Here is a 19,901-nt window from a genome sequence, read left to right as displayed (position 1 = left end):
TCGATGTTCACATTGCGAGGCCGCCATCGTGGAGCTGCGGAATGGTGAAGTGAAAGGCCGCGCCTTGCGGAAGGTTTGCCTCCGCCCAAATCCGTCCTCCGTGTCCTTCGATGATCGAGCGGCAGATCGATAGTCCCATTCCCATTCCGCTCGACTTGGTCGTGTAGAATGGATCGAAGAGTCGTTCGAGCTGCTCCGGGCCGATGCCCCTCCCCGAATCTCGCACGGATACGAGTACGCAGCTTGAACCGTTCAACGACGAGCTGATCAGCAGTTCGCGCCGAACTTGCCTGACCTCATCCAGGGCATGTACGGCATTGACGATCAAGTTCAGCATCACTTGCTGCACTTGGGTGCGATCGGCCTCAACAAGAGGCAAGCCTTCGGCAAGCTGCGTCCGCACGGAGATGTGGCTCTTTGTTGCCTCACCACGCGTGAGCTCGACCACCTCGGCGATTGCTCCGTTAATCTCCATGCGCTCCTTCCGCAGCGGCGCCTTTTTGACAAGCTCACGGGTTCGGTCGACGACATTGCCCACCCGACGCCCATCCTTGGCGATCCTTTCAAGGAGCTGATGAACTTCCTCCAAGTTCGGTGGCTGACGGGCGAGCCAGCGCAGCGCCGCTTCGGCGTTGCCGATCGTTGCAGTGATCGGCTGATTGACCTCATGGGCGATCGACGCCGTAAGCTGGCCCATAGTCGCGATACGACTCGCGTGAGCCAGCTCCATCTGCGTTTCGCGGTAGCGCCGCTCGCTTTCACGTGCTTCGGCTTCCGCCCGTTTACGTTCACTCAGGTCTAGAACAAAAGCCACGCCTCGATTCCCGGCTTCTTCGAAGCTTGTGGACCCGACCAGCACCGGCACGCGACTGCCGTCCTTCCGCAAATACTCTTTCTCGTACGGTTGCGCGATGCCCGTCGTCTTCACCTCTTCGACCACCTGTGCGTTGCGGTTGCGCCATTCGGGCGCCGTCAGCTCCGTCCAGCGCATGCGACCGGATGCGAGATCCTCACGGTCGTATCCCACGATACTGAGAAAGGCATCATTGGCTTCGAGGATATGGCCGTCGAGATCCCAGATGATGATGCCAATAATGTTGGCGTCGACCAGGCGACGAATCCGTGCTTCGCGCTCCCTAAGGTCGCTATAAAGATGCGTGTTCTCCAGCGATATCGCGAGTTGAGATGCCAGCAACCCAAGCATTTCAGTTCGATCAGGCGTGAACGCGTCCGCAGTCAATGTGTTTTCGAGATAGAGTACCCCGGCCAGAGCCGTTTGTCGCACGAGCGGAAGGCAAAAGATCGAGCGAGGTCGTCGACGCTGGAGATACTCGTCACCTGCGAATGGGTTCGGCCGCGTGGCGTCATCGACGATGACCGTTTCGCGCGTGCGAACGACATAGCGAATAAGGGAATTGGGAATATCGTTGCCGGAGAGCGGCGCTCGGCAGAGGACAATTTCGCCGCCGCTGACCTCAGCCATTGCTTCGACACGATAGTCATTCTTCTGGGGCAAGATCAGCAAGCCTCGATCCGCTCCCGCGTTCTCCAGCGAGACGTTCATCAGCCGCTCTATCAGCTTCGGCAGTTCAATTTCACTGGACACAGCCTGAGAGGCCTTTACGAGTGTGGCAACGTCCAGTTTCTGAATGACGGCCGCCATCGTGTCGGTTTGCCGATACCCTTCACCGGCGGCAAGGCCAGGGTGTCGCGATTCCAGTTGCCTCACCTTGCCGTCTGCCCCCCAAAGTGCATAACACGCACGTGCGTTGCGCAAATGCGCGTAACCGTTGGTTTCAAGTTCGACAGCAAGATAAAACTGGCCGGCGAGCTCGCTGGCCATAGCTTCATTTTGGATCAGACCATTTTCGCGCGCCGAGCGAATCGCCACTTCGTAGAGACGCATCGCGTCCATATTTCGCCCGTCGATGCGCGCGATCTCTGCCGAAACCAGCGAGTATCGATTGTAATAATTTTCTGGACAATTGTCGGCCCACAGCTCGAGCTTCTGCAGTTTCTCGTCAAGCAATCTACGATATTGCTCCCGCTGCAGCGCCGAAGCAGTCGGGTACAGTCCCGTTAGTGTAAGCGCGTGACAGAAATGATAGGTCGCCTCAATGGGCATCGCCATCGCGGCGCCGAGCACAGGCTCTGCTTCCGCGGCGGCCTTTAGTGCGTCCTCGTACTCACCATAGATGACGGCGAGGATCTGCTTCATGATATGATAGAAGACGATGCCGCAGCCAAAGGCCGCCTTGACGATGGTGGCAAAGCAGGCTGCTTCGTCGAATGTGCCGTCCTCGAAGCTCAGGGGAGCTTTCGTCCGCCCCTGGAGGCTTCCGATAAATTGCTGCTCCAGCCGGATCGTTTCAAAAACGGCATCGTTGTGGCTCTGCTTTGCAAACGTTGCGTACCTGCTCGCTGATGTCAGCACATCTTCAAGACCGTCTCCCTTTTCGATCAGCTGCCACACGGTCTCGAAAGCGAGGAAACCGGCATAGACGAGGTCCCCCACTTCGAGACAAGCCTCAAAGGCCTGTTCGAGAATTGGCAGTCCTGTGGCGAAATGTCTTCGCCAGAAATTGACGTGATCGCCATGCAGATGAAGCAGCGTGCCCCGCAGTCGCAAGTTCTTGAATCGTTCGTTCAGCCGTAGCGACATTTCCGAGAATTGATAAGCCGAGCCGATATCGCCCTTTAGAGACACCAGCCAGAGGGCAAAAACACCGTAAACATAGCTCGACTGCTCCGTGTTCCCGTCTCTGATGGAACGATTGACCCCTTCAAGAGCCACCAACGGAAACAGCGGCGGCCGAGCGATATAGGCGCATGGTGTTGCATCAACGAGGAGCTCGATGATTGTCCGGCTGACGGGGTCCACCGCAACGGCCGCATCGAGAAGCGCGCCAACTGGGCGCCCGGCCAGATTGACGGGAAGGTTGCGGAATTGCTCTTCAACAGCTGCCTTGATGTCCTGATCGCCATCAGGAAACGTCACGCCAAACGAGCCCAGCGCATTTAGCGCGACAGCAAGTCCCTGGTCATATTTGCCCGCCACTTGATATAGCTTGATACGCAGGCTGTGAACTTTCGCTCGATCCAGGTTTGACAACGCCCTGCCTAGAATCATGTCGAAGAGCGCGTCCGCCGCCTCGAAGTAGCCTGCCAGATATTCGCATTCCGAAAGCAGCAGATAGAGTTCGAATGTTTTCTCGTAGCGACGAGTCCAGGCATTCTCAGATGAAAGCTTCGTTGCTTGCATAAGATAGTTGCGAGCGGAGGCATAGGCGGTCGAACTCTTTGCGCGCTTTCCTGCCAACACGTTCAACGCGGCGACCTGCTCGCGCTCGTCATAGGCCTCGATGAGGGCCGCACCGCGATTGAGATGATTCACTATGTCGAAGATTGTATCTTCAAGCTCGCCGGGCGCAGTCCTGGCCGCGAGCACTCGGCCAATGCGAAGATGGGCTGCTGCGCGCTCGGACTCTGGAATGAGCGCATAGGAGGCTTCGTGTACGCGGTCATGGATGAATTTGTAGGCGCCGTCCACTTTGAAGATGAGGCCCGCCAGAACCGCCTCCCGGAGTGTCGCGTGAATTTTCTCTTCGAATTCCCCGTGGACCACCATCATTGTCGCAATTTCGGCGACGTTACCGAGGCAGGCAAGCTGCCCCAACGCGTTTCGCGTCGTATCCGACAAGCGACGGAGCTTGACTGCCATGAGGTCGAGGACGTTGTCTGAGAAGCCCTTTGCGCTAATGCGTGACACATCCCAGACCCACCGCTCCCTGGTGTGGTCAAATTGAAGAAGCCCCTCCTCTCCGAGAACTATGAGGAATTGGATTGCAAAGAACGGATTGCCTTCCGTCTTTTTGTGGATGAGCCGCGCAAGCGGCTGCGCGCCCACTTCGCCGCAATGCAACGACTCCGCGATCATCTGCTCGATCGCGTCCTGCTTGAGCGGTTCGAGCGCCGTCTCCTGCACCCTTCCGCCGGCGGCGCGGATCGCCCCCAGGATTCGTTTGAACGGATGGGAGGGGCCGACTTCGTTGTGACGATAAGCCCCTACCAGCAACAGATGACGAACCTCGGGGTGTGTGGCGAGATGTTCCAGCATCTCCAGCGTTGCCGTATCCAGCCACTGCAAATCGTCTAGGAACAGCGCCAGGGGATGCTCTGGTCGAGCGAATACGCCGACGAAGCGGCGGAATACCCGCTGAAACCGATTATGATCTTCCTGCGGCGGGAGTTCGGGAACGGGAGGCTGCTCTCCCATGATCAGGGCTAGTTCCGGGATCAGTTTGATCATGAGCTGGCCATTGAAGCCGAGCGCATCGAGCAGGAGCGATCGCCAGAGGGATATCTCCTCGTCATTCTTGCTCAGGAGCTGTCGCACAAGCGACTGGAACGCTTGAGCCAGAGTTGCGTAAGGGATATCGCGCTTGTACTGATCGAACTTGCCACTGGCGAAAAAGCCGCGCGGCGGCACGAGAGCCTTGTGCAGTTCGTTCACGACTGAGGATTTGCCGATACCCGCGTAGCCGGAGATCAACGCGACTTCCGTCGTCCCCCCGGTAACGACCCGATCAAAGGCAGCGAAAAGATTATCGACCTCCGCTTCGCGGCCATACAGCTTTTCCGGAATCATCAACCGGTCCGACGCGTCATGGGCGCCCAGCGGAAACGAGTCGATCCGGCCATGAGCGTGCCATCCGGAGAGACAACGATGCAAATCGGACTCGACGCCTGCTGCAGTCTGGTAACGGCTCTCCGCATCCTTAGAGAGGAGCTTCAATACGATTGCCGCGACGGGGGGCGGGATCGCGTCTACTCGCTCGTTGGGCGGCAGCGGATACCGGGCGATGTGACAATGAACCCATTCCATCGGGTCGATGGCCGAGAATGGAAGCGATCCCGTGAGCATCTGGTAGAAGGTCACACCGAGAGAGTAGAGATCACTGCGGGCATCGATGGATCGATTCATTCGTCCAGTCTGTTCGGGTGACATGTATGGCAGGGTTCCGGCAATCACCTCCGGCGGACCAGGACTTTGATGCTCACGCGGCAAGCGGGTTGCAATGCCGAAACCGGTGAGCTTGACTTCTCCGGTCGTGCGATTCACGAGAATGTTGGTCGGCTTTAGGTCCTTGTGGATGAGGCCGCGCCGGTGGACGTTGCCTACTGCTCCAGCGATACCTATCGCGAGGTGCAGGAAGCTTTCGACCTCCATTGGCGCGCCAATCAAGTTTTCGAGCGGCTCCCCTCCTGGGTCCTCGAGAAGCAATACGGTCCGACCGCCTTCATGAAGGAGGTCTAACGGACGCACCGCCCACGCGCGATCCAGTTCGTCCTTCCATGCATATTCGTGAGCAAGGCGTTCGATGATGGCAGGATGGGGATGCTCCGAGGAGGCCTGCACTGCTAGTAAGGCGACGAGGCTGCCGTCGGAGCCCTTATGCCATCCTCGGCAGAAGACGCGCTCACCGTCCCTCCACGCAACGTGGAAGCTGCTATCTGCGATTCCGGCGAAGCGAACTGCATCCATGTTAGCGCCGGTTCACATCGGTTCAGTCGCGCGTGACCCGGCAAGGAGCCCGCGCCGCCGCGGTCCTAAGCAAGATACTACCGCCGATAAGCCGGCGCACTACCGAATACTGCGGACCCATGCGCAAATCTTGCTGTTGCGGGGACCGGGAACCGTGAGCCCTCAACGCTCGCCCCCTGGTTGACGTAGTGCGCGATATTGACCTGGCGTTAGCCCCGTCGCATTCCGAAAGGCCCTGATGAAATTGCCTTGCGATCGGAAGCCGGTTTCCACTGCAATGTCCACGAGGGAGGAATGATTCGATGCCAGTCGCTTTTGCGCCTCTTGTATTCGGCGGTAGGTTACATAGCGATGGGGCGAAAGGCCGGTCGCCTCTCGAAACAATCGCAAAAAATGAAAGTCGCTGAGACGCGCCTCAGCCGCCAGATCACGGAGCGATATATTCTCCGCGAAACGCACTTCGATGAAATCGAGGACTCGTTTGAGCCGCTTGGCATCGATATTCGGGGCCTTTGCGGGCGGACTCCAGCGGTCGACCGAATAGTTACCAAGCAGATGAGCGGCGAGCGCCGCTTGCATCCCATCCAGGAAAAGGCGGTCTATCTGTTCGACAGCCCGACCCGCGACACTGTGGATGTTCATGGCAATCTGGTGAAGCTTCGCGTCTCTAAGGCCGCCCGAATAAACCAGCTCCGCCTTAGACGGATCTATATCGTAGTCCGCAAGGGCACTTTGTCGGATCAGGGTTGGCGGCAGAAAAATGTGCAGACACTCGATTGGAGATGTGATGCCGCTAACGTTTTCGTTGATCCCCTCTGGGCAAATACAGGCGATACCTGGTTGAATAAAATTCCGTCGGGTCAGACCGTTCCCTTCCTGAATAGCGAATGCGCGGCCGGAAAGTACAAACGCAAGCTCGTTACTGATGCAGACTCCGGGCTCTTGAAAGCCAGCCTCGAGAAATCGGTGCTCTACACGCAGGTTCGAAAACTCGGCCACCCCCGCCAACCGCGAGGTAGTGTCTTGATACTTTCGATCGCCATGCGTCTTTAGGATCACGGCACGCTCCGTGGATCGGCATCAGGATACCCAATTCTGAAATTTCTGGAAATACCCGGCGGTGAGCTTCGTCGCTCGACAAGTCCGCGGGCAGCGTCGCAGGCCCATCCGCTGTACGGATGCCCAAATAATATGCAGCTGTCAGCTATCCTTCGGACCGAAGCTTGCTCAAAACGGAGTAGTCACTCAGGCGCCGCCGTGCGCTGAAAATTCCATCGCCCGACCCGGCACGACAACCTCCTAATCACCCTCGCGAGAACGAACGACTTTCCCGAGGCCGCCTTTGCTTCGTCCTGCCGGTCCAGCATCCGCCTGGAATAGGATTGGAGCAGGTCGCAACGCCAGGCCAATCTCCGTGTGTTGCTCAATCCCATCGGTCTCTTTCTTGACGACGATTTACCGGCTTTTACACGCTCGCTGACGCAAGGCCGGCTAGGCTATGGGCAGCTCCCAGAGCCCGCGCGGATGTTTCGGCACTCTGGAACGTGAATGAACGGTCGCCCAGCCGGGCGAGATTGGATTGACGACGAGATGTCGCTTCCGCGTCCGAGCTGCTTGGTGTCGTACACATGCGGCTTCGCCACGGAGACCGCGTACTCATGCGCCACTCGCAGCCCGGGAGAGAGCCGGTAGATGCAGGTCCTAGCAAACGTCGACCACGCTGGGAGCGGAGCGCAACAACCGCTCCTCAATCCGCTTGAGCTGCAACTGAGAGAAGCCCTCGATCGCGAGGCGGCAACGGCCGAGATACTAAGGGTCATCGCGAGTTCGCCTGGCGGCTTTGGCCCTATCTTCGCAGCGATAGCCGAAAGGTCTAACAAGCTCGTGAACGGGCTGTCGACAGCGGTTCTTCACTTGATCGACGACACATTGCATCTTGCCGCGTTCACCCGACGGGGTGAGGTCGCGGATGCGACGTTGGTCAATGTGTTTCCCCTAAAGCTCTCGGACGTCGATTGGTACGAGAGAACAATCCGGGAGGTACGGCCTGTTCAGATCGAAGATTGCGAGCTGGGGTTCGCCGACCACCCCGGCCTGCTGGATCTCTCGCGCAAGCGCGGTTTCCGGAGCGTCGCCCTGATCCCGCTCTTTCGTCATTCCGCGAGCATCGGCATCATCAGCGTGACCCGTGCACAGACCGGTGCATTCAAGGAAGAACACATTCGTTTGTTGCGAACGTTTGCCGATCAAGCGGTTATTGCGATCGAGAACGCTCGGCTTTTTAACGAAGTGCAGGCCAAGACCATCGAACTTGCGCAATCACTTGAGGATTTGCGCGTGGCCCAAGATCGCCTCGTGCAGACCGAAAAGCTTGCTTCTCTTGGCCAACTCACCGCAGGGATCGCCCACGAAATCAAGAACCCACTCAATTTCGTCAACAACTTCTCGGCCCTATCGGTCGAGCTGACCGACGAGCTCAACGACGTGTTGAGGCAGGCAACTCTCTCCGGGAAAATTCGTGCCAAAGTCGATGAATTGACCAGCCTTCTTCGAGAGAACCTCGAGAAGGTCGTTCAGCACGGCAAGCGAGCCGATTCTATCATCAAGAACATGCTGCTGCACTCACGTGAGCACTCAGGCGAGCGCCGATCGGCCGACATCAATGCCTTGGTCTGGGAGAGTGTCGACCTTGCATATCACGGCGCGCGCGCGGCGAAATCAGCCTTTAACATTATCCTCAAGCGCGAATTGGACCCAGATGCCGGGACGATCGATCTATACCCGCACGAGATCACGCGCGTCCTGCTCAATCTGATCTCGAACGGGTTCTACGCAGCGACCAAGCGCAAGGAGACGGCCGGCGAGGGATTTGAGCCGACGCTGTGCGCGAGTACCAGGAGCGTGCGCGACGGAGTGGAAATCGGAATCCGTGACAATGGCGCGGGGATCCCCGAGGAGGTGAAGGAGAAGATCTTCAATCCCTTCTTCACGACCAAACCGGCCGGTGAAGGAACAGGGCTTGGGCTTTCGATCTGTCACGACATTGTCGTGAAACAGCACGGTGGCCGCATCGATGTCGCAACCGAGCCGGGCGTGTTTACCGAGTTCACCATCACGCTGCCCCATATTGCGGCCGCCCAAATCCCCAAGGGACGCAAAAATTGACCGTCTATATTCTGGTCGTAGATGACGAGCCCGACATCGAAGTCCTGTTCCGCCAGCGCTTCCGGCGCGATCTGCGCTCCGGACGCTTTCGGATGGAGTTCGCCACGTCCGCGCCGGCGGCGCTAAGGTGTGCCGTGGAGATTCTGGACGCTTCGCTGATTCTGGTCCTTTCGGACATCAACATGCCCGGAATGAGCGGGCTGGAGCTATTGCCGGTCATGCGCGCTACGCGCCCCGACGTGCCTGTCATCATGATTACGGCCTATGGCGATCTGGAAACGTGTAGGAAAGCGGTCGAACACGGCGCCGAGGGATTGCTGACGAAGCCGATCGACTTCGCGCTCCTGCGACAGGAAATCGATACGAGACTCGAGCGATGACAGCGACCATCCTGGCGGTAGACGATGAGCCGGATCTCCACGAGTTGGTGCTGCGCAAAATTCCGCAATCGTTCCGCGAAGGCACCCTCAGATTCATCTCTGCCCTCGATCGGCTCTAGCACGCTACTGTCTGCCCAGGCTCCGTCTTTCGTGATCGCGCAGCATTGCATTGTTTGCAGCTAAGAACTGCAGACGGGCAACCCGCATTTCGAGCTGGAGAGGAGGGCGGCCGACGCTAAGACCAAAGTATCCCTGACGGGTACAAAACGCGCGGATGCCGAAGTTTTACGGAGGCTTGACGGAAAACCTCAAACCCGACGAGTTGCCTGATCATCACTTGGCGTCAAGTCCAGCAAGCAGGGCTCGCGCCTCGCGCGCATCAGCAATCTGGAGGCTGTCTCCGAGCGCCTCGCATACATGCGCGATGACTTGCCTCGCCTCGGCCTTTCTGTCTTGTCCCTGCCAGAGACGGACGAGGCTCACTGAATTTCGCAACTCCCAGAAGAGCGCGCCCTGCTGTCTTGCCAGGTGGAGGGCGTCGGAGAAGTATTTTTCCGCTGACGAGACGGATCGGTATGGCGACCCCTTCAGCAGCAGTTCGCCTTTGATGCGCAATAATTCCGGGACGTACCACTCTTCATGTCTGGCTCTGCAGCGCTCCAACGCTCCATCGACCGCTGCAAGTCCACTGTCGATTTCGTTCGCTTCGCCGTGACAGGCCGCGAGTTCGCCCAGCGGAAGTAGGAAGCGCGGCAAGAACCTGGCGTCGCCCGCGCGACCGATTTCACTACGCAAGAGCGCCAGTCCGGCGTCGACGTCACCCCGTTTGGCCATGACCATCCCCCTGAAACAGCCCGCCCAAATCCGCCATAGTCGTATCGCGTGGCGTTCGGCGTGCTCGAACAGTACGTCGCCGTAGTGCTCCGCCGCGTCGAGATCGCCGGCCCAAAAAGCGATCGGGCACGCGGCCTGTCCCAGCACGCTGCAAAAGGTCAAAGCGTGACCGTTCGCGCGCCCCTCCTCGATATTGCGCTCGACAAGCTGTAGCGCCTGACCCGCCAGCCCCTGCAGCCACAGGATGCGAGCACGGAAATAGTGCGTGGAGATGCGAAGATCGAGGGGGAAAATCCTGGGCCTTCCTACCAGACAATCGAGAGATGCATCCACTCGATCGATGTGGCGGCGTGCATCATTCTGGTTCCCGAGAAAGTGGAGCGATACGGCGAGAAGGCGATCGGCCAGCATCGAGTCGGTCTGATCGGCCGAGTCCTCTGCTACCCTGGTGAAGCGCTGAGCGAATTCGAGTGCCCTGAGGAATTCGCCATTGTTGAACTGATCGATACACAAGCCCCAAAGCGCACGCAGGCGATAGTCCTTGTCCTCAAGCCGTTCCGCCAATTCGAGAGTGGCCGCGAGTGCCGGGCCAGCCTCTCGCGCACGTCCCTGGCTGTAGGTCAGCGACCAGCCTAGCGCCGCAGAGAGCTGCATGCGCAAGCGCGTTGAACCCGAAACGCCGTCATCGATCTGCGCGAGCGCCAGTTCGGTGCGCTCACGACATTCGCCAAACAGCGAAAGGTGGACCCAAAGCGGTACTGCAGCCGCGGTCAATGCAGCGCCGATCGGCAAATCGCCGTCCGCAGAGAACGCCCAATCGAGGCCTGCACGGACATTGCCGAGATATCGGCCGTAGCGCTTCCGCCAATCGGCTTGCGGCAAGGAGTTACTCTCGGCCTCGGCTTGAAGGAGGGCAGCTCGGAAGTATTCCGCATGACGGCGTGCGGCTTCCCGGTACTCGCCCGCAGCCCGCAGTTTCTCGAGAGCATAGGCGCGCGTCGTGTCCAGGAGACGATAGTGATCGTCCCCGGCTTGAAAGTCGGCGGCGACGAGCGACTTGACGACCAGCCCTGCCAGCATATCGGCGGCCGCCGCGTCGATATCTGCCGTCACTGCGGTCGCAGCCTCAAGGGCAAAATTTCCATTGAAGACCGCGAGGTGACGCAGCACTCGGGCCTCGGTGTCCGACAGCAGCTCATAACTCCAGTCGAGGGTCGCAAGCAAGGTCTGATGCCGCGGCAACGCCGTTCGAAAGCCGCTGGTCAGGAGATTGAAACGATCGTGCAGGCGCGCCGCGACTTGTTGCAATCCAAGTGTTGCAACGCGGGCCGCCGCGAATTCGATGGCCAGTGGGATGCCATCGAGCTGACGCGCAATCGACGCGATCAGTTGAAGGTTTTCTGCGCTCGGCGAGAAGTCGGCATTCAGCGCCTTCGTTTTCGCTATCAGGAGCTGTACTGCGCTGCATCCCAGGACATCGCGATCTCCACCACCTTCCTGTCCAGGAATATCGAGTGGGGGAACGCGATAGACGTACTCACCATCAATGCGCAACACCTCGCGGCTTGTTGCCAGTATCGTCGTATTTGGACAGGAACGCACGAGCGCCTCCGCCAGCCTCGCAGCCCCTTCGATGAGATGCTCGCAATTATCCAGCACCAGCAGAAGTTTCCTTGCACCAATTTCGCGCGTGATCGATTCGATGGAAACCTCGTCGCCACGTTGCTTGAGGCCGAGAACCGTCGCGACCACGAACGGAACCAGCGCAGGGTCCGACAGCGGGGCCAATTCGACGAGCAGACCATCACCTCCGAAAGCCGCGAGCAGATTCCGTGCAACGGCTTGCGCGAGGACAGTCTTTCCAATGCCCCCCGGCCCCGTCATGGTGACCATTCGATAGGTCGAAAGCAGCTCTGATAATTGGATTTCGGCAGCCTCTCTGCCGATCAATGCGTTGGGCGGTGCCGTGAGATTTGTGACATGGCTTTGAATTGGTTCGGCAGCCGGCATGGCGGCTGCGGCGACAGCCTCCTGACCGATGACCCAGTCTCCCAACAGTCGGTAGCCGCGCCCCGCGATGGTTTTCAGTAGCCCCCGGTCCGGCCCCAACGCTTTGCGTATGGCGGAGATTTGAGCTTGCAGGGTGTTTTCCTCAACCGCTGCGCCCGGCCATACACGGTTCATCAGATCGTATTTGCCGATCGGTTCGCCCGCCGACCGGACCAGCGTCTCGAGAATTTCAAAGGCCCGGCTTCCAAGGTCCGTCGGAACGCCGTTCAGCCGCATCTCGCGACGAGCAAGATCGACTTCCCAAGCGCCGAACCTATAGACAGGCTGTTGGTCCTGGCCTCGCATCGGTGTTCCTTTTGGGCATTTTAGGTCCATTTCGGACGGTTTTGCGGAAGAATCTGGGGCGCTCGGGCAACGCCTTTCAGGATTTTTCAGAACTGGTTCAAGGAGGGGTGCGGCTCGCTGGGATAGGGTCAGTCATCACAAATTCTTTGGGCCACAGAGCCATGACCGCAAACGGATTGATTACAATCGAAAGTCGCAACGGACCGGAGGAAACGATGAACCGGTTCGAGGCCGAGGTCCGGGCCAGGGGAATGACCGTCTTTGCCCACATTGATCACTCCGCGGGTGCGACCGCCGTGGGGCTGCTGCTGCGGCCCACGGAACTCCTGATCTTCGGCCATGCAAAGACCGGCACACCGCTGATGCAGTCGAACCAGACGATCGGCATTGATCTGCCGCTGAAGACCCTGGTCTGGCAGGACGCATCGGGCACCACGTGGTTGTCTTACAATGATCCAGCGTCTCTTGCGCACGTCCATGGCGTGGACGGTGCAAATGATACGGCCGTCAGCGCCATGGCTGCCGCATTGCAGGCGATCGCAAGCAAGGCCACGACCGCAACCTGACATCCAATGGCAGTTCAAGGACAAAACTTCGGAGCACGCCGATGACTATCACACGACCAATAGTCCAACGCGACATCCCATTCGAGGAAAGGGTAAGCGCGGAAGACGAAACACCCTTGCAGACGCCGGCGGATTTCGCGTCTCCCTTTGACGCACAACTCCACGAGATCATCGACGCGATCGCGGCGATGGTCATGGGTGCACAGGCTGGGTCACGATGGTTGCGCGTTCAACCGCCGGACCTGGAAGAAGTACGCGACATCCTCGGCAGTATCGCCACGGACGGCAAGCGAGCCTGCGAACTCGTCGTTCGGCTTCGAGCGGTTCTGAACGCCCGCACCCAGGCAGCGCAAGCAATCAGCGAGAACCGTTCCTTGGAACCTCACAGCTCTTTCTGAGTGGCTCGCATCCGGCCGAATGGCCGGTTGGCGCCAATTGTGTCGAAAAAACTCAAAATCCGAGCGGTGTGCCCGCCCTTCGAGGACTAGAATTCGCGATGCCAGTCATCAAAGTGCGGTTCAAATCCGCCGAGAGGCCCGCCGGTTGCGGTAGCGGGAGATGATGAGGCCCCAGGCCTCCAAGCCCGCCGCGCTGGCGCCTGCTCTAATTGCGCGCCTCTACCCAGACGCTCCGAACCTCAATCCACGCAAACGCCCTCATTGAACGTGGTGTCTTAGTGCACCATTGACGCGCCCGGTGAGCTTTAGGTATCCGGCCCCGGCGGTACGCGAGGAGATCTTCGGCTTCTTCGAGTAGTGCGGCCTCCCTCAGTTGACTTCATCGGCAATTTGCTGTCCTTCGACGGCAACGCCGGCATGCGCCGAACTGCTCACCATTGCCACCAATGCGATGCAAAGAGCGGCGCCAATGAGCAGCATCCAACCTCGGATTTCGGCCCAACGAGCGCGACCAGAGGTTAGGTCGCACTCCGAGGATCTGGCCCTCGAGACGGGCATGATTTCCGTAACCTCAGCCTGACTATCGAGTGGGGTTAGCCGCGTCGCGGCGGCATACACGCAGCAGCGAGAGCTGGTGCTGCCCGGCCGGCGGTACTTCTCGAGAATCGAATTTCAGCCAGGACTGATGCTTGGCGCGCCATTTCGGTCCGGGACCGCGCATGTAGTGCAACTCGGGCCGGTAACTGTCGCGCACGTCCAGAATCAAGTTGCGAACGACGCCGGCGAAGTCGAAAGCTGATTCAACCGTCCTGCGAGCCAAACCTGACAGTGTTGGTACATCCATGATTCTCATCGCTGTGGCTCCTCGATTTGCCGCTCGATGGAACGGGCGATTAACACCCCGAGTGTAGGCACGAGAGGAGAAGCAAGCCATTGCGCAGAGGTCGATCACGTACAGTACAATGGCTATGAAGAGCACACCTAAGTTTAGGTCTGCCTACCCGAGACTTGGTCGGCCTTCAAACAACCGCTTTTAATGCGACTCCGCACTATCAACCATAGTGGCCCAAGCTGGCGCTGAAGCGGCTCTTCCCGATGAGGAGTCATTCCGCCGCGAGCGCGCGGTGTCGCAGCGGCAAGCCAAGGCGTTCCCATACATCGACCAGCGCTTCAGCGAGCGCATCGATCAGTGCGTCATCATGGTAGGGCGTCGGCGTGATGCGCAGCCGTTCGGTGCCACGCGGAACGGTCGGATAGTTGATCGGTTGGGCATAGATGCCGTGCTCGGCGAGCAGGAGATCGCTCGCTTCCTTGCATTTCTCCGGATCACTCACCATGACGGGCACGATGTGTGTCTCACTGGGCATGACCGGCAGACCTGCTGCGTTGAGCACAGCCTTGACCCGCGCGGCGCGGTCCTGATGGCGGTCGCGCTCCCATTGCGACGCCTTGAGGTGCCGGATCGCCGCGGTAGCTGCGGCGCAGACCGCCGGCGGCAGTGCGGTGGTGAAGATGAAGCCCGGTGCGTAGGAGCGCACGGCATCGATGATGTCGGCGCTCGCCGCGATGTAACCGCCAAGGCCGCCGAAGGCCTTCGCCAGAGTTCCCTCGACCACGTCGATGCGGTGCAAGGCCCCTTCCCTCGCGGCGATGCCAGCGCCGCGCTGACCGTACATGCCAGCCGAATGAACCTCGTCGATATAGGTCATGGCGCCGTAACGCTCCGCGAGATCGCAGATGCGGCTCACCGGCGCGACGTCGCCGTCCATCGAGTAGAGCGCCTCGAACACGATCAGCTTCGGCCGCTCAGGTATCTCCGCCGCCAGCAATTCTTCGAGATGACTGACGTCGTTGTGGCGCCAGATCTTCTTATCTACGCCGGCACGCCGCACGCCCTCGATCATCGAATTGTGGTTCCAGGCGTCCGACAGGATCACACAGTCTGGGAGCAGCTTGGCAATGGTCGCAATGCCGGTCTCGTTGGACACGTATCCCGAGGTGAAGACCAGCGCCGCTTCTTTGCCGTGCAGGTCGGCGAGCTCCCGCTCAAGCTCGACCAGCGGATGGTGGGTACCGGAAATGTTTCGGGTGCCGCCCGCGCCAGCACCCATGCGGGTCGCCGTTTCGACCATGGCGCCGATCACTTTCGGATGCTGGCCCATGCCGAGGTAGTCGTTCGAGCACCAGATCACGACCGGCCGCGGGCCGCGGGGGGAATGCCATGTCGCGTGCGGGAAGCGACCGGCGATGCGCTCGAGATCGGCAAAAACGCGGTAGCGCCGCTCGGCGTGCAAGCGAGCCAGTGCGGCGGAAAAGAAATGATCATAAGTCATAAGGCAAGATCTCCGTCCTGTTCGTGCTCGACGGCGCCGTCGCCTATCAGGCCTTGCGAAGGGGGGCGGCCGGTCCTCGGGAGGGAAAGGACCGGCCGTGGGGAGCCGCGGCGAAGGGACGGGGCGCCGAGGCCAAGCACTTGCGAAGCTGTCTGCCTCCGCGAGGCAAATTGGTATCCGACAAAGGACGTCGGGGCGAGTGAAGCAATGTAAATCTCAGCAAATCGTAGCGAATGCGCAGGCCGGTGCATCGATCACATGAGAAGTGATCCGCCTTTCACCCTAGATTCCCCTGCCATCCTGTTTGCCGATCACACACCGCCATCCGGCAAGGCGCTCGGCCGGATGCTCCTTCATCCAGTCGGCAAGCTGCGGTGCACCCATCAGGCACGACTGCACTGAAACGGTAGCGAAGTCTGAGGTGGTGACGGTTTGCTCGTGACAATTTGTCGGAGAGGACAGACTGCAGAGCACGGCAATGATCCTGATCACGGCAGTAGATCCCCACCACTAACCGAGTGAACCGCCGGCCCTTGGTCGCCCTGCTCGTTGATGGGTGCAGCCGACGGGAAGACGCTTTCATATATCGCACGAGCTTCTCGAATGAGGCGGATACGCTCGCGCTCTGATCTTGAAACAAATCGAACAACCTCACCCATGGTAAGCTCCTATTGAATTACACTCATCATTCCTATTGTTCAGTTAGGGTTCTCGACTCCGCCTTTGAAGCCCGCCGCTGGTAACGAAGAGATAAAAAGCGCGTGACGTCCAGGTCGGCCGCGATTGCTCAAGAGCAGCCTAAGAGAAGGCAACCTCGCTGATGTCGATCGATACCATCAGCATATCCAGGATCGGACGCCGGTCTGGGCCGCGCGTGTACGCGCGACGCTTACTTGGAAGGCGTATGCCATTGGCCTCGGTGTATTCCAGCATCAGTTGCGCGGCGGAGAAGCCACCGGCAATATTGACGCTGTAGTCGTGGCGTCGGAGCTCGAATTTATCGTCGTAGAAGAAATCCTGAACCTGGCAATGCGTCTCGATCGATCCGGGAAAATAGACACGCAGCACCCGCCATGTCTCCTTCCCCTCCCGCCAGGGCGCAGTTTCCTCGACGCGGAAGCCGTCCATTGCAAAGGCGAAGGGCGTCGCGAGATAGGTCCACAGGGCCTCGCCGTTGAAATAGGCGCGATGCAAGGGGTCCCAGGGCGTGTGCATCTGGTGCCCGGCAAACGAATCCCTGGGCATGCGCCGCTCGGCAACCACCGTGCCGTCGAGCTTCTCGATGGCGATGCGGTCGGGAGTGAACATGGTGCGCTGATCCGCGGCACCATAGGGCGTGACGGACGATCGCTCCTCGTGAAGCCACACGGTCATGCGGCGCGGATTTGCGTCCTGCAAAGCGCCCTTCAAAGCAAAGAAGCCGCCACCACTGACAATAGTGGCCTCAATCTTGCTGTAGCTACGCCAGCGCTCCAGACCGCCGTGAGCATCAAGTACTTTCGTCAGTAGCTCGTTCATGGCTTCCCTTTCCAATCTTCCGTGGCTGATCCGATCGGCGCTAAAGCGCGATGGGATCGGGTCGAATCACCGTCGCGCTTTGGCTCTCCGGTTACGCACTAGCCGTCAGCTTTGTGGCTTGCTCGCGGGAGACCGCTTGTGCGCTGTCAAGACCAGGATTTGATTGGGCGAGGCAGGCATGCCCCCCAGCGTCAGCGCGGGGACCGAGGGAGCCTCCTGAACATGTGCTGCGCCCATCACGGAAACCTGGTGCGCGGTGATCGGAAAGCCCGTCGTTTCATAGGTCGGAAGCTCGGCAGCGGCAGCCACATCGACTCCGTTCGCGATGACGAGGGCAATGGCGGCAAACAACATTGAACGTTTCATGATTGCATCTCCTTTGGTTCTACTTCCATGGGTCTACGGTAGTGATTGAGTTACGCCACCGGCGCTACGGCAGCCTTCGACGCGGCATTCGCTCCGACGCTGTATCGGGGAGCCGGGACAGCGCTTGAGAGCTTGCCGGCCATCGCGCGGCGCGCCGCCTCGTATCTGTCCCAGTCGGCCTTGTCGGCGAGCGAGGGAATGGTGACGACCTCGCCCTGGTCGAGACCCGCCAGAGCGGCATCGACCATGTCATCGGCGGACATCACGATCGCAGCCGGAAGGTGGTGCAGCGGCACGCCGGCGACGTCCCAGAAATCCGTCGCGGTTGCGCCGGGCAAAACGGCCTGGACGCGCACGCCTTTTTCCGCGAGTTCGTGGTGCAGCGAGAGCGAGAAAGCCAGCACGTAGGCTTTGCTGCCACCGTAAACGCCATTGAGCGTTTCGGGTGAGATCGCGACGATCGACGAGATGTTGATGATCGTGCCCTTGCCTCGTGTGACGAAGCCTGGGGCCGCCGCATAGGTCAATCGGGTTAGCGCACCGACATTGAGGCCGATCATGTCGTCCATCTTCTCGATGTCGGCGTTGAGTAGCGGTGCGGTGGCTCCGACACCGGCATTGTTGACCAGGAGCGTGATGTCCGCATTCGCGCGCAGGATCGCCTCGACCTTGGCAAGATCCGTCTTGTCGTTGAGGTCGGCTGCGACGGTGTCGACGGAGCGGCCGGTCGAGCTTCTCAAACGCTGCGCGAGGCCGCTGAGACGGGTCTTGTCGCGGGCGACCAGGATCAGGTCGTAACCACGTTTGGCTAGACGGTCGGCGTAGATAGCGCCGATGCCTGCCGATGCGCCGGTGATGAGGGCGGTGCCTTTGTTGGTGGTGCTCATGGCTGTTCTCCGTTATGCCGTCCACACCTAAGGCCTTCCGAAATCTGGCGCCATCTGGCAAAATCGAGAGCTATCCTTCCAAAATATGGAAGAGGAGCCGATGGATCGTCTGGACGCGATGTCGACCTTCCTGGCCGTGGTCGAAACCGGCAGCCTGTCGGCTGCGGCGCGGCACTTGAAAACGCCATTGCCAACGGTCAGCCGCAAGGTCTCCGAGCTCGAGTCCCATCTGCGGACGAAGCTGTTCAACCGGTCGAGCCGCAAACTGGTCTTGACCGATGCGGGCAGCTCCTATTTTGCTGCGTGTAAGCGCATTCTGGCCGATGTGACCGAGGCCGAGCGCGCCGCCTCCGGCGAATATTCTGCTCCGACCGGAGAGCTGATCTTGACAGCTCCGGTCGGCCTTGGTCGCGCTTACCTGATCCCGATCCTGGCGGATTTCCTCAAGGTCTACCCCGATATCAAGGCCAGTTTGCTCCTCGCTGATCGCGTGCAAAGTCTGTTTCAAGAGCAGATCGACATCGGGCTCCGCATCGGCGCTCTCCCCGACAGCAGCCTGATGGCGGTACGCCTCGGTACGATGCGTCGCATGGTTTGTGCCAGTCCCGCCTATCTCGCAGCCCACGGAACGCCGCGCACGCCGGACGATCTCGCCGGGCATGACTGCATCACCTATGCAGGCTTCATGTCCCCTGATGTCTGGACGTTCTTCAAGGACAAAGTGCCGGTCGCGGTGCCCGTGCATGCGCGGCTCGTGGTGGGCAGCGCCGAGGCCGCCTGCGACGCCGCGTGCGCCGGCATCGGAATTACCTCCGCCTTCACCTATCACTTCCAGACCGCGCTTGAACGTGGAGCCCTCACGAGCTTGCTCGACGACTTTCAGCCGGCACCGCTGCCGGTCAATCTCGTGTACGCGGCCAACCGGTTTCTGCCGATCAAGGTCCGTGCTTTCCTCGACTTTGCGGCGCCGAGACTGAAGAAAGTCTTCGCGGAGCTCCAGCCGCCTGTTTAGCCGAGGCACGATGATTTGGCCTAAAGGATCGCCCGAAGCATGACGACCTTCAATGGGGCTTGCCCGGGCCAGCTACAATCCGTTGCGCTCTGCGGAGGCGAGCCGGCCGACATTTCCCCTAAGCTCCCCTGCCGTTCGTTCTTCCCATCACGTAGCGCCATGCCGCGAGACGCTCGGTCGGATGCTCATTCATCCACTCGGGCGAGCTGGGGCGCGCCCATCAGACAGGACTGCACGGAGACGTCGGCGGAGTCCGAAGTGGTGACGGTCAGCTCGTGACAACTTACCGGAGAAGATAGACTGCAGAGCACAGCGATGATCTTGATCACGATAAAACCCCATCGGATGTTCAAAGGCAGCCTTCGTTTGGTTCAGCCGAGTCAGGACGCCAAAGCACTACCTTCCACCGCGCGATCGGAGCGATCGGCGTAGATGTAGAGCGGACGCGCCGTGCCTTCCACGACTTCGCGGGAGATCACGACCTCTTCCACACCTTCCAGGCCCGGCAGATCGAACATGGTCTCGAGCAGGATCGCCTCGAG

The 19,901-nt window shown here is 59.8% G+C and carries 15 protein-coding genes and 2 pseudogenes; 6 read left to right on the top strand and 11 right to left on the bottom strand.

Translation table 11 applies throughout. The annotated features are described in order from the left end of the window. Positions 1–7: 7 nt before the first annotated feature. Together SO156_RS27960 and SO156_RS27955 are read right to left on the bottom strand one after the other, a co-directional pair. Complete coding sequence (locus tag SO156_RS27960; RefSeq protein WP_498537008.1) at positions 8–5,545, bottom strand: trifunctional serine/threonine-protein kinase/ATP-binding protein/sensor histidine kinase; 5,538 nt, start codon at positions 5,543–5,545, stop codon at positions 8–10. A gap of 162 nt (positions 5,546–5,707) precedes the next feature. Continuing rightward, positions 5,708–6,604 (bottom strand): AraC family transcriptional regulator, encoded by an 897-nt coding sequence (locus SO156_RS27955; protein ID WP_458150702.1) that lies wholly within the window; start codon positions 6,602–6,604, stop codon positions 5,708–5,710. 633 nt (positions 6,605–7,237) lie between these two features. On the opposite strand from SO156_RS27955, the gene SO156_RS27950 reads away from it, so the two are divergent. From SO156_RS27950 to SO156_RS27940, 3 genes are read left to right on the top strand one after another with little or no spacing between them, the layout of a single operon-like run. Then, positions 7,238–8,710 carry a sensor histidine kinase gene (locus SO156_RS27950; protein WP_498537007.1) on the top strand — a complete coding sequence of 491 codons (1,473 nt, stop codon included), beginning with the start codon at positions 7,238–7,240 and terminating at the stop codon, positions 8,708–8,710. Continuing rightward, positions 8,707–9,090, top strand: coding sequence for a response regulator (locus SO156_RS27945; protein WP_458150705.1), 384 nt, complete (start codon positions 8,707–8,709; stop codon positions 9,088–9,090). The genes SO156_RS27950 and SO156_RS27945 overlap by 4 nt, the downstream gene beginning before the upstream one ends. Then, positions 9,087–9,209, top strand: a complete 123-nt coding sequence (locus tag SO156_RS27940) for a hypothetical protein (RefSeq protein WP_498537006.1) — start codon at positions 9,087–9,089, stop codon at positions 9,207–9,209. The genes SO156_RS27945 and SO156_RS27940 overlap by 4 nt, the downstream gene beginning before the upstream one ends. 214 nt (positions 9,210–9,423) lie before the next feature. Here SO156_RS27940 and SO156_RS27935 read toward each other — a convergent pair whose 3' ends face one another. Beyond that, positions 9,424–12,279 carry an ATP-binding protein gene (locus SO156_RS27935; protein WP_498537005.1) on the bottom strand — a complete coding sequence of 952 codons (2,856 nt, stop codon included), beginning with the start codon at positions 12,277–12,279 and terminating at the stop codon, positions 9,424–9,426. 161 nt (positions 12,280–12,440) lie between these two features. On the opposite strand from SO156_RS27935, the gene SO156_RS27930 reads away from it, so the two are divergent. Then, positions 12,441–12,845 carry a DUF302 domain-containing protein gene (locus tag SO156_RS27930; protein ID WP_498537004.1) on the top strand — a complete coding sequence of 135 codons (405 nt, stop codon included), beginning with the start codon at positions 12,441–12,443 and terminating at the stop codon, positions 12,843–12,845. A 41-nt stretch (positions 12,846–12,886) separates the two neighbouring features. Continuing rightward, positions 12,887–13,243, top strand: a complete 357-nt coding sequence (locus SO156_RS27925) for a hypothetical protein (protein WP_458150709.1) — start codon at positions 12,887–12,889, stop codon at positions 13,241–13,243. Between the two features lie 580 nt (positions 13,244–13,823). On the opposite strand, the gene SO156_RS27920 is transcribed toward SO156_RS27925, so the two are convergent. The 6 genes from SO156_RS27920 to SO156_RS27895 form a co-directional block, all read right to left on the bottom strand. Next, on the bottom strand, positions 13,824–14,096 hold the full coding sequence (locus SO156_RS27920; protein WP_498537003.1) for a hypothetical protein: 273 nt from the start codon (positions 14,094–14,096) through the stop codon (positions 13,824–13,826). A 250-nt stretch (positions 14,097–14,346) separates the two neighbouring features. After that, positions 14,347–15,576 carry a 5-aminolevulinate synthase gene (hemA, locus tag SO156_RS27915; RefSeq protein WP_498537002.1) on the bottom strand — a complete coding sequence of 410 codons (1,230 nt, stop codon included), beginning with the start codon at positions 15,574–15,576 and terminating at the stop codon, positions 14,347–14,349. A gap of 282 nt (positions 15,577–15,858) precedes the next feature. Next, entirely contained in the window at positions 15,859–16,068 is a 210-nt protein-coding gene (locus tag SO156_RS27910; protein ID WP_458150714.1) for a hypothetical protein, read from the bottom strand. Between the two features lie 306 nt (positions 16,069–16,374). Continuing rightward, positions 16,375–17,109, bottom strand: coding sequence for a hypothetical protein (locus SO156_RS27905; protein ID WP_458150715.1), 735 nt, complete (start codon positions 17,107–17,109; stop codon positions 16,375–16,377). Positions 17,110–17,199: 90 nt separating this feature from the next. Further along, the gene (locus SO156_RS27900; protein WP_458150717.1) at positions 17,200–17,460 is read right to left on the bottom strand and encodes a hypothetical protein; all 261 of its coding nucleotides are present in this window, start codon (positions 17,458–17,460) and stop codon (positions 17,200–17,202) included. 50 nt (positions 17,461–17,510) lie between these two features. Beyond that, positions 17,511–18,347, bottom strand: coding sequence for an SDR family NAD(P)-dependent oxidoreductase (locus SO156_RS27895; RefSeq protein WP_498537001.1), 837 nt, complete (start codon positions 18,345–18,347; stop codon positions 17,511–17,513). Between the two features lie 100 nt (positions 18,348–18,447). On the opposite strand from SO156_RS27895, the gene SO156_RS27890 reads away from it, so the two are divergent. Next, positions 18,448–19,359 carry a LysR family transcriptional regulator gene (locus tag SO156_RS27890; protein WP_498537046.1) on the top strand — a complete coding sequence of 304 codons (912 nt, stop codon included), beginning with the start codon at positions 18,448–18,450 and terminating at the stop codon, positions 19,357–19,359. 118 nt (positions 19,360–19,477) lie between these two features. Here the strand turns inward: SO156_RS27890 and SO156_RS27885 are convergent. After that, positions 19,478–19,688 (bottom strand): annotated as a pseudogene (locus SO156_RS27885) (hypothetical protein). Between the two features lie 51 nt (positions 19,689–19,739). Next, positions 19,740–19,901, bottom strand: a pseudogene (locus tag SO156_RS27880) (ATP-dependent Clp protease ATP-binding subunit ClpX); the annotation flags it as partial.

The sequence above is a fragment of the Bradyrhizobium sp. UFLA05-125 genome (assembly GCF_059803515.1).
This window is presented reverse-complemented; position numbering and strand designations above follow the sequence as displayed.